At 42.2% G+C, this 9,498-nt stretch carries 10 protein-coding genes; 3 read left to right on the top strand and 7 right to left on the bottom strand.

Translation table 11 applies throughout. The features are described from left to right. Window positions 1-290: 290 nt before the first annotated feature. Window positions 291-2,288 (bottom strand): protein kinase, encoded by a 1,998-nt coding sequence (locus JW841_06495; protein ID MBN1960576.1) that lies wholly within the window; start codon window positions 2,286-2,288, stop codon window positions 291-293. Between the two features lie 65 nt (window positions 2,289-2,353). Then, window positions 2,354-3,625 (bottom strand): hypothetical protein, encoded by a 1,272-nt coding sequence (locus tag JW841_06490; GenBank protein ID MBN1960575.1) that lies wholly within the window; start codon window positions 3,623-3,625, stop codon window positions 2,354-2,356. A gap of 153 nt (window positions 3,626-3,778) precedes the next feature. Here JW841_06490 and JW841_06485 point away from each other — a divergent pair, with 153 nt between their 5' ends. Further along, window positions 3,779-5,158 carry a spore maturation protein gene (locus tag JW841_06485; GenBank protein MBN1960574.1) on the top strand — a complete coding sequence of 460 codons (1,380 nt, stop codon included), beginning with the start codon at window positions 3,779-3,781 and terminating at the stop codon, window positions 5,156-5,158. Window positions 5,159-5,181: 23 nt separating this feature from the next. Here JW841_06485 and JW841_06480 read toward each other — a convergent pair whose 3' ends face one another. Together JW841_06480 and JW841_06475 are read right to left on the bottom strand one after the other, a co-directional pair. Then, entirely contained in the window at window positions 5,182-5,643 is a 462-nt protein-coding gene (locus tag JW841_06480; protein ID MBN1960573.1) for a PIN domain-containing protein, read from the bottom strand. Then, on the bottom strand, window positions 5,624-5,902 hold the full coding sequence (locus tag JW841_06475) for an AbrB/MazE/SpoVT family DNA-binding domain-containing protein (protein ID MBN1960572.1): 279 nt from the start codon (window positions 5,900-5,902) through the stop codon (window positions 5,624-5,626). The genes JW841_06480 and JW841_06475 overlap by 20 nt, the downstream gene beginning before the upstream one ends. A 266-nt stretch (window positions 5,903-6,168) precedes the next feature. On the opposite strand from JW841_06475, the gene JW841_06470 reads away from it, so the two are divergent. Further along, window positions 6,169-7,341, top strand: coding sequence for a phosphoglycerate kinase (locus JW841_06470; GenBank protein ID MBN1960571.1), 1,173 nt, complete (start codon window positions 6,169-6,171; stop codon window positions 7,339-7,341). A gap of 169 nt (window positions 7,342-7,510) precedes the next feature. After that, window positions 7,511-8,269: a triose-phosphate isomerase gene (locus JW841_06465; GenBank protein ID MBN1960570.1), complete on the top strand. Its 759-nt coding sequence runs from the start codon at window positions 7,511-7,513 to the stop codon at window positions 8,267-8,269. 240 nt (window positions 8,270-8,509) lie between these two features. On the opposite strand, the gene JW841_06460 is transcribed toward JW841_06465, so the two are convergent. The 3 genes from JW841_06460 to JW841_06450 form a co-directional block, all read right to left on the bottom strand. After that, window positions 8,510-8,692, bottom strand: a complete 183-nt coding sequence (locus JW841_06460) for a hypothetical protein (GenBank protein MBN1960569.1) — start codon at window positions 8,690-8,692, stop codon at window positions 8,510-8,512. 90 nt (window positions 8,693-8,782) lie between these two features. After that, complete coding sequence (locus JW841_06455; protein ID MBN1960568.1) at window positions 8,783-8,974, bottom strand: hypothetical protein; 192 nt, start codon at window positions 8,972-8,974, stop codon at window positions 8,783-8,785. Beyond that, window positions 8,958-9,218 carry a hypothetical protein gene (locus JW841_06450; protein ID MBN1960567.1) on the bottom strand — a complete coding sequence of 87 codons (261 nt, stop codon included), beginning with the start codon at window positions 9,216-9,218 and terminating at the stop codon, window positions 8,958-8,960. Before JW841_06450 ends, JW841_06455 begins: the two co-directional genes overlap by 17 nt. Window positions 9,219-9,498: the final 280 nt, after the last annotated feature.

Here is a 9,498-nt window from a genome sequence, read left to right as displayed (position 1 = left end):
TTGAATGGATAATTTAGGACTAAAAATTGCTATGCCTGAGTTGCATATTTTAACTGTTCTTATTCGTAATCATATCTATTGTTAAACTGAACATATATATTACCCAAAGTAAAATGGGCATCAATTCTTTGTCGATCATTTAAAGCAAAACTTGGCTCTTTAAATTCTAATGATTTCGCATAATAACTAGTAGTTAAAACATAGTATTTTTGCGCAATACTAAAATCTTATGTTGGCAACGCTTGTTTATAAGCTTGTTCGGCCATATACAAATATTCACCCGAATACCCTTACCACCAAGATTTTTTACGACGGCGCATTTCTCGTTTTAATTCACGCATATTACGAGGTTTGTCATTATTTTGGGTATCTGTAATTTCTTCTTGTTTTTTCACTTGCACGCGCACTGTGCCTAATATCGCCACCCCGCGAACCTTTAAAATAGGTGTCGCTTCATTGGCTACAGGGGTTAAATCACCGGCAACTCGACGAAAATCCCCTAAAATACTGACGCCCTGCATATCAACTTCAATGTTAGGTGGCACGATTATAGCCGTATCACCCAATACCGAAACTATTTGCACCTCTGTCGTACCTGGGGGAAGAGTAACATCGCTAAAATCTAGTTCACTTGTACCCATAATTGCTATTGAACGCATTAGTCGCGACGGACTCCAGCGTCCACGCCTAATCGTAGTACCGAGAATACTAACCACCGTACTTTCAGTAGACAAAGCTATGGCAGCATTGCGCTGCACCGGCAATGGTGCTGAAGATGTATTTTTATTTTCAGTATCTTTTATTTCACTTGCCTGGCCCATCATATCTTTAATATCTTTTGCTTGTTGAATATCTTGTTTCTCTGTTTTATTGTTGGCTTCATTTACTTCATTAGTTTGTGTCTCTGCGGTGTTTTGCTGAATTGTTTCATTATTTTTTACTTTATCATTTTTATTTTTAATATTTTTAGTATTGGCCGCATTTTCCTTAGCCTCACTATCTGTCGCAGAACTTGTTACCGCCCCCGATTCTTCTTCTTCTAAACCCTGCATCACTGCAACGAAATCTGCTGGAGTTTCAGCTGCACGTAACATTTCTAAGCGACGCTCAAAATCAAATAAATCTATACGACTTTTAGTAAAGTAGTGTTCGAGATTGCCATGACATTCACGTACGACCGCATCGCGTTCTTCTTGAGATAAGGCGTTTATCGTTTGCTCATTTCGCCAGGAATTATAATTTGGTGCTGGATGTTCACTCCACCACTGCTCGGCGTTATTTTCACTCCAGGTAGTAGTTAACTCGTTCTGACAGGCGATTAACCTTCTGGCTACTTCTTGCATACTTGCCGGGCGCGCGTTGGGATCTTTGGCTAAACACTCCATTATCAGCTTTTCAAAAACTGGTGGTATATTTTTGGCGCCTTTGCTACTAGGCGGTTGCACCTGACGCTCTACATGGCCTACGACAACTTCTAAAGCGGTTGCACCTTCAAACACCAAACGACCAGTAGTAAGCCAATAGGCAAGACAGCCCAGCGAATAAATATCCGCCCGGGCATCAAGCGTTGAGCTACCTTTAATTATTTCTGGTGGTATAAATGCTGGGGAACCAGCAATGATGCCCGTACTGGTCACCATAGTTCCGGTATTTTCATCAACCGGGCGCACTAAGCCAAAATCAAGCACCTTAACAAAATCGCGCATCAACCCTAGGCGGGCAACAAAAACATTGGCTGGCTTAAGATCTCGATGCACTAAACCAAGCTCATGGGCTTCGGCTAACGACTCGCAGACCTGGCGCAACAAATAAATAGTTCGGGTATAAGGCAGAGTTGCGGCGCCAAATTGTTCAACCAGCTCGTGTAAGTTATAACCTTCGAGCAACTCCATTGCATAATAAAACGAACCATCGCTAGCAGTGCCATAATCATACAATTGTACTGTATGCGGAGAACGCAAAGCAGAAATAGCCTGCGCTTCACGGGCAAAACGCTTTTGTAGACTAACCCGATTATTGGCAGCCCCCAACAAATAAGGATTCACAACTTTTACTGCTGATAAGCGCCCTAACATTTTATGACGCGCTAACCAAACCTCACCCATCCCCCCAGAACCAATACGAGTTAGCAATTCATAGCCACCTAGTTGTCGACGATTACTTGGTATCGGAGTGGTTGTTACTTTAGTTTGCGCTTCATTATTATCGGCTTTTGTGGAACTTGAGCTAACTTCATTGGTATCATTTACTAAACGTGTACGTCGTAAAAGTTCTTCTTTTTGACCCATAATATATTCATTTACCGCTGTCTGACCGGCTAGGCAATTACATTAAAAGAATTTGGGACACTACTCTAATAGTCTTGGCGTTGGTCTTCGCCCCAGGGCAGCCACGAACCACCGTTTTGGTCATCTTTAATCCAGTCAGTTGGTCGATAACGAGGGCCATAAGGAACCACTAAAGAACCGACATAATCAGCATCATCATAAACTTTACGAATAAGCTGTTTGACGTCTTGAAGATCTTGTTCACTAACAATCCCGTTTGAAGTTGCACGATAAAACTGCACAGTCACCCGCACCGGAAATTGTGGATCGCGCTCAAGCTTCATATTGCCCATTTCCCAAAACGGCCCCATATCTTCACCATGGCCGATCACGGCTTTCTCTACGTCTGATCGCATTCTTGATTTTTTGTCCTCTTCATATTTCATGGGCGCCGCGCTCTCCATTGGCATAGCACCACTAGCAGCGTTGCCCATTAAATAACCGCGATTTTCATGCTTTAACGGTACTTGAATTACCATCATCATATCAGCGCCTTCTTCTAAGGCACCTTGGTCAGTTGGTTTTGCTGCTCCAGATTCGATACGAGCTTTAACATCGCTACGACGTTCTGCGGTAAAAACGGTGCGTTGACCCGCATTATTAAAAAATAATTGCTGCCCCCAACCTTGCAGGGTTTGATCACCAGGCTTATTTTCGACAATAGTTGCCGAGAGACCTTCGCGAGTAACTAATAATGCCAACACCGCAGGCGATCCGGGAGCACTTTGGTAGTTAAAAATAACAGGATTAAATTCAGCTTTGCCGCCTTTGGGCACTGGTACAAACACATGTTGCGCACTCACAAGATAATGAGTATCGCGTCGAGCGGTAAAATCATCGCTGCCGCGCAAACTTGCAGGGTCGCTAAGATAGGTCCTTAGGTTTGAAAGCACCTTGCTTAGTGGCACCGCATGTAGAGATTCACCTTTTTTGTGGTTGCCTACTCGAACCCATAACTTGCCCGCCCTAATATCACCGGTTTTATCAGTAAAATTTGGAAAGCGAATCACCGGCAATAAATGTGTTTGTATTCCTCCTGGGACCTGCTCACGAACTTGTAAAGTGACATCACTAATATTGGGGCCAAGAGCCGAACCTGCCGCACGTCCAGTATCTTCCCACAAAACATTAAGTACATTCATGCCCATACGATTAACGCGAAGGTGCAGGTCGTTATCACTAGGCATAGCCACCACACGATTGATTACTTCACGATAATTATAATCACGAATAACTAGTGGATTTGATTCTGAACTTGGTATTATCAAGGCAAGAGAAATAAGCAGCTGTGGACCCATAATTTGTGACCTCCAAAGGTGCTTTGTCTAAGCAAAGGTTATCGTATTAGTCGCTCTACCGCCATTAAACGGGAACGCTCTACCAAAATATTAAAAAACCGTCGTTTTTAACCTAGGAGTGTCCCGAATTAAAGTCCTCTCAAAATTCGCATTATGAAAGCACATACGATAAGGCTTATAGCCATGCTTAATGCCATTTGGATAACTATGGTTTTGGTGGCGCTAGTAGTAGGCGCAACTCAAAACAAACTCGATTCGGTAGCCAAAGCTGTTGTTGATAGCGCCTCAGGGGCAGTCACTTTAGCTATAGGTTTAGTTGGCATTATGGCCCTGTTTTTAGGATTGATGCGGGTGCTGCAAGAAGGCGGGCTTTTACGCACAGTCGCTCGTTGGTTAAAACCAATAATGGTAAGGTTATTTCCTGATGTTCCTGCCGAACACCCGGCCATGAGTATGATGATTCTAAATTTCACCGCGAATATGCTTGGTTTAGCTAATGCTGCTACCCCCTTCGGTCTTAAAGCGATGAATGAGCTTGATAAGCTCAATAAACATAAAGGCATTGCTACCAACGCTATGATTTTATTTTTGGCAATTAATACTTCTAACCTAGCGCTATTCCCAACTGGAGTTATTGGTTTGCGCGCCTCGCTTGGTTCAAATAGCCCAGCTTCAATCTTTTTAACCACCCTGCTTGCTACAGCTATCTCAACCGGTGTTGCTATCATACTCACTAAGCTCTTCATTGCGTTTGCACCAGCGTTTGCACCAACGGTGCCAACGGTGCCAGACACCATTTATGTTGAAAACGTAGCGAAAACGGTGCCAGACACCATTATTACTCAACAAAATCAACAAGTTAACGAAGCAACAGCTATAATCGAGCGCGAACCACCCAAAGCTAGTACCTTTAATAAGCTTATTGGTTGGATAGCGGTATTTGCAATTTTGGCAACATTTAGCTGGGCTGCATATGAGCGTTCTCTTTATGAAGGTTGGTCTGTGGCACTACGCTCTGCCTTTAGTAACTGGATGTTACTGTTACTAATTGCTGCTTTTGTTCTTTATGGGGTTATTCGCGGAGTAAAAGTTTACGATGCCATAGTTGAAGGCGGCAAAGAGGGTTTTACTATCGCTTTACGTATCATCCCATTCTTAGTCGCCATTTTAGTTGCCGTCGGCATGCTGCGCAGTTCAGGTGCACTTGATCTGTTTGTCAATTTACTTGCTCCAGTAACTAATTTTATTGGCATGCCACCAGAAACCCTACCGATGGCACTGCTGCGCCCACTCTCAGGTTCAGGGGCTTACGGCGTTGCTGCTGAAACCATGAAAAACTATGGTACCGATTCACTTATCGGAACCATCGTCAGCACTATGCAAGGTTCTACTGAAACTACTTTTTATGTATTAGCAGTCTATTTTGGTGCGGTAAATGTACGCAACACTCGTTTTACTATAATGCCTTGTTTATTAGCTGAAGCTTCTGGGATTATTGCTTCGGTTTGGGCATGCCGGTTGATACTTTTCTAAATTTGTCATTTACCCAATTTGGCTTAACCTATATTAATTGATGGTGGATTTGGTGGTTCAACAATACGGGGTGAAAAACTAGTCGCAAGACGCTGAAAATCGCGCAAATTAAAAGTTAGAATTATATCTGTAGCTACCTTTTCGGCGGTTAGTGTATGAATAGCATCAAATATAACTCCCGAACGCAAAGACAATGAAGCACAACGTTCTATAGCCTCGCGATATATATTCGCACTCACCGCAGATAACGAAATAATTTTCTCAATACGTTGTAAAATCTTATGAGCGCTTTCTCCAGATATTGCAGGGTTTAATGGCATGCGAGTAAGCACTGCCCATGCTTCAGCTATCGCATGCCAACTAGCAAACCCTTTAATTTGATTATTAATAGCAGCATTAAACCATATGCGTGCTCGCGCGTGTTGCGGATGCGCTGCAACCACTGCGGCTACTATTAATGATGTATCAAAAGCGACCTTCATCATCTGCCCCCCTAATGAGTGAAATTAAACGTTCGTCGCGTAAATCTCGATGATCAATAACTTCACCCTTTAACGAAGATTGAACTACTAAAAGTCCATCAACATCAGCAAGAGGAGCAGACTCAAGTGCAGGCTCAAGTACGATACAAGAGCCATCTTCGCTAATTTGAAGACGACTGCCGCCACGAAGATGATAACGTCGCCGAATATCGCGCGGAATTACAATGCGACCAGTCGCATCAATGGTAATTTGTTGTGCCATTTACCAATTATAAATGGTAAATTAGCACATTGCAATAACTTTAAAAAAATGTGTAAACTTAAATAATAACAGATGGTTCGACCTAAAAACCCATAGTTATCTCCACAACAACGCCCAATAACAATTAATGTAAAATTTGTAACTAAACACCTTGACGCTAGCTGGCAACAAGCGTCATGTTGCGCCTGCAAAATCAAAAGCTTTTATAGCTATTACTCACAATTTTTCCCTTAATTTTAAGGGCATTTTCTTTTTGGGTGAAGCATATGCGCTCTATTCGTGATTTAAATCTTGAAGGCAAAGCAGTATTTATGCGCCTTGACCTTAACGTTCCCATGAAAGACGGCAAAGTTACTAGCGATGCTCGTATTAATGCAGCACTGCCAACCATTAAATTCGCGCTCGATAAAGGCGCTCGCTTAGCAATAACCTCGCACTTAGGTCGTCCTAAAGGCAAACGCGATATGAAATATTCGCTTGAGCCGGTTGGCGCCCGCCTTTCCGAAATTTTAGGCAAAGACGTGCTTTTTGCTGAAGATTGCATTGGTGATGGCGTCAAAGGAATGGTCAAAAACCTACGCCCAGGCGGTATCATTCTGCTTGAAAATGTACGCTTTCATGAAGGTGAAACCAAAAATGATCCCGAGTTTGCTAAAGCTTTGGCAGCTCCATTTGAGGTATTTGTAAACGATGCATTTGGCTCAAGTCATCGCGAACATGCTTCGGTAACCGGCATAGTTAAGTATGTGCAAGCTTCGGGTGGTGGTTTTTTACTTGAAAAAGAAGTGCAATCTATCTCTAAGTTAGTCAACAACCCTCAAAAACCATTTGTTGCTATCTTAGGTGGCGCCAAGGTTGCTGATAAAATTGGGGTTTTGGGTTCACTCGTAGGTAAAGCCGATACTCTGCTTATTGGCGGTGCTATGGCTTATACCTTTTTAAAGGCGCAAGGTGTTGATGTTGGTGGTTCAAAATTTGAAGAAGATCAAGTTCGTCACTCCCAAGAATTGCTCAAACGCGCCAAAGATCGCGGGGTTGATATCTTATTACCCATCGATCATTCCTGCGCCGATACCTTTAGCGAAGATGCGACTTTGATAGCAGTAACCACACAAAATATTCCCGCTGGTAAACTTGCTCTCGATATTGGTCCGCAGACTCGCAAACTCTATAGCGAACGTATTGCCCAAGCTGCCACTGTCTTTTGGAATGGCCCCATGGGCGTCTTTGAATGGTCACAATTTGCGGCGGGCACCAATGCTTTAGCGCAAGCTGTTGCTAATTCTGAAGCATTCACGGTAGTCGGTGGTGGCGATTCAGTTTCAGCAATCGAAAAAGCTGGCATTCAAGACAAAATCGATCATGTATCAACCGGTGGTGGCGCCAGTTTAGAGTTTATTGAAAATGGCTCACTGCCAGGTATTGTTGTTTTAAGCTAAATTTAAAATTTATCGTCAATGCCGCGTATGCGACAACCCAGGAGTTAATTCAATATATTGATACTTCTGGTGATGACGTAAAAAATAAATCAATTTTTTCTGGTCAGGTGTTTTTAAATATCACCTGGCTGTGTTTTAAAACTTAACTTTTTAAGTAAGGATTATTATTATGGCCCGCCGTCAGTTAATTGCAGGCAACTGGAAAATGTTCAAAACCGTTAGCGAAGCAGTAAGCTTTGTTACAGAACTCCGTGACGCGGTTGCGTCTATTAAAGATTGTGATTTTGCCGTTGCTCCACCATATTTAGCCATTCATGCTGTTGCGCAAAAGCTTGCTGGCTCAAATATTGGGGTTTCTGCGCAAGAAATGTTTTATGAAGATCAAGGTGCATTTACTGGTTGCATCTCTGGCCCAATGATTAAAGAAGCTGGTTGCACTTATACTCTCATTGCGCACTCTGAACGTCGCCAATATTTTGGTGAAACCAACGAAAGCTCAAACAAGCGTTTACAAGCCACCTTGCGCGCTGGTTTAGTGCCAATTTTATGCGTTGGTGAAACATTAGAACAACGTGAAGCTGGCAAAACCAACGAAATTGTTAAAAAGCAACTCGAAGGCGCTCTCGCTGGTTTTGCAGTTGCCGACTTAGCTAAATTAATCATTGCCTATGAACCTGTTTGGGCAATTGGTACTGGTAAAGTTGCTACCCCTATACAAGCACAAGAAGCACACGCTTTTATTCGTAGTCTTCTGCGCACCAAAGATACTGCTTGGGCTGATACTGTGCGCATTCTTTATGGTGGTAGCGTTAAACCTGATAATGCTGCCGAGCTGCTCGGTCAACCAGATATCGATGGCGGCCTAGTTGGTGGCGCTTCACTTAAGGTAGATTCTTTTGTGGGTATCGCTAAAGGCCGTAAAAGCTAAGTATTAACTATATATAGTGTATTTTTAATTTAAGGGGCTTGGTTGCAAGCCCCCTTTTTTCATACAATATGCATGGCTGTAAAATTAAATAAATAAGTAGGTTTAGTTAAAACATATATTTATGCTACAATTCATTTATTCATCCATCATTATTATTTATTAACAACAATTTTTAGGTGCAAAGTGGACACAGTTAAAAATTATCTTTGCCGCCCTCTTTATTACCCTGAATCGTTTTATCTAAAGCTTTTTCCTTAGCTTGATTATCTTCTTTTTTGGCTGCAAGCTCTGCTTCGCTCTTTTGTTTTGCCCCATAAATGCTACCGTACTTGCAGCATTTGTATTTACTGTTGCGCGAACGTTGTTAGCAGCATTTGTAGCGGAGTTAATAGTACTTGATGTTGTAGTTCTTCTACGTGGCATGCTGTTCTCCAAATTAGAGGCTTAAACCAGACGGCGACGTCATTTTTAAAAACTTATTTGGAATACGTAATGAGAAACTTATTTCTAAAATTATTTTATTAAATTTTTAACAGCCATCTCAACCCACATAGCGCTTGAACTACTCGAAGAAATCCATGGTACTGCACCTGTTTTATCGTGAGCTACATATGCATCGCACAATTCTTCAAGCTCTGTTATGCTACTTGGTAGCTTGTCAATACCAAGGTTTGAAATTGCGTTAAGATTATAAGTAGCTGCCATTAAAACGGGTGATGCCTATTGGCATACCGAGCCACTTGGTCCCATCCATCATGTTGTTTTGTACTGCAGGTAAAAACTTATCTTTAGCCGCAGCTAGCTTTTCTTCAGTACTGAGATCGTGCAATATATCCTTAAATGTAGGTGTATATACCCAAGTATTATTTGTTTGAATAGTTAAATCCCATCCACCTTTTTCAATGGGTTCAAAATCTGGATAATCAGCATTTTCTAAACCCATTAGCACAGTTCCACTACCTCCCGGATTTAAAGGAAGTTGTTTGGTTACGATGTTTACGTTAGGATGGTCTTTTTTGTATAAGCGTCTATAAGAATCTGAAGTGCCGCAACTTCACCGTTTGAGGTAAGATAGCTAGCAATAGTAAGAGTGGTTACTGGTTCAGTTTTTTTTTGTATCATCACTGCCACAACCAGCACCCATTAGCTGACTCTTGATCTCATCTCTGTAATTGATCGATTTTATTAGGCTTTACTGGATGCCCTCTTTCGAGGGCATGACGTAGAGA

It is taken from the genome of Deltaproteobacteria bacterium, from assembly GCA_016931625.1.
Classification (GTDB): Bacteria; Myxococcota; XYA12-FULL-58-9; order XYA12-FULL-58-9; family JAFGEK01; genus JAFGEK01.
Note: the sequence above shows the minus strand (reverse complement) of the source record. Positions and strands in the feature narration are given on the sequence as shown.

Bases quoted from the DNA above. Each gene is read 5' to 3' on its own strand.
- JW841_06495 (MBN1960576.1), bottom strand. From the start codon at position 2,288: ATGGGTCAAAAAGAAGAACTTTTACGACGTACACGTTTAGTAAATGAT.
- JW841_06490 (MBN1960575.1), bottom strand. From the start codon at position 3,625: ATGGGTCCACAGCTGCTTATTTCTCTTGCCTTGATAATACCAAGTTCA.
- JW841_06485 (MBN1960574.1), top strand. From the start codon at position 3,779: ATGAAAGCACATACGATAAGGCTTATAGCCATGCTTAATGCCATTTGG.
- JW841_06480 (MBN1960573.1), bottom strand. From the start codon at position 5,643: ATGATGAAGGTCGCTTTTGATACATCATTAATAGTAGCCGCAGTGGTT.
- JW841_06475 (MBN1960572.1), bottom strand. From the start codon at position 5,902: ATGGCACAACAAATTACCATTGATGCGACTGGTCGCATTGTAATTCCG.
- JW841_06470 (MBN1960571.1), top strand. From the start codon at position 6,169: ATGCGCTCTATTCGTGATTTAAATCTTGAAGGCAAAGCAGTATTTATG.
- JW841_06465 (MBN1960570.1), top strand. From the start codon at position 7,511: ATGGCCCGCCGTCAGTTAATTGCAGGCAACTGGAAAATGTTCAAAACC.
- JW841_06460 (MBN1960569.1), bottom strand. From the start codon at position 8,692: ATGCCACGTAGAAGAACTACAACATCAAGTACTATTAACTCCGCTACA.
- JW841_06455 (MBN1960568.1), bottom strand. From the start codon at position 8,974: ATGGCAGCTACTTATAATCTTAACGCAATTTCAAACCTTGGTATTGAC.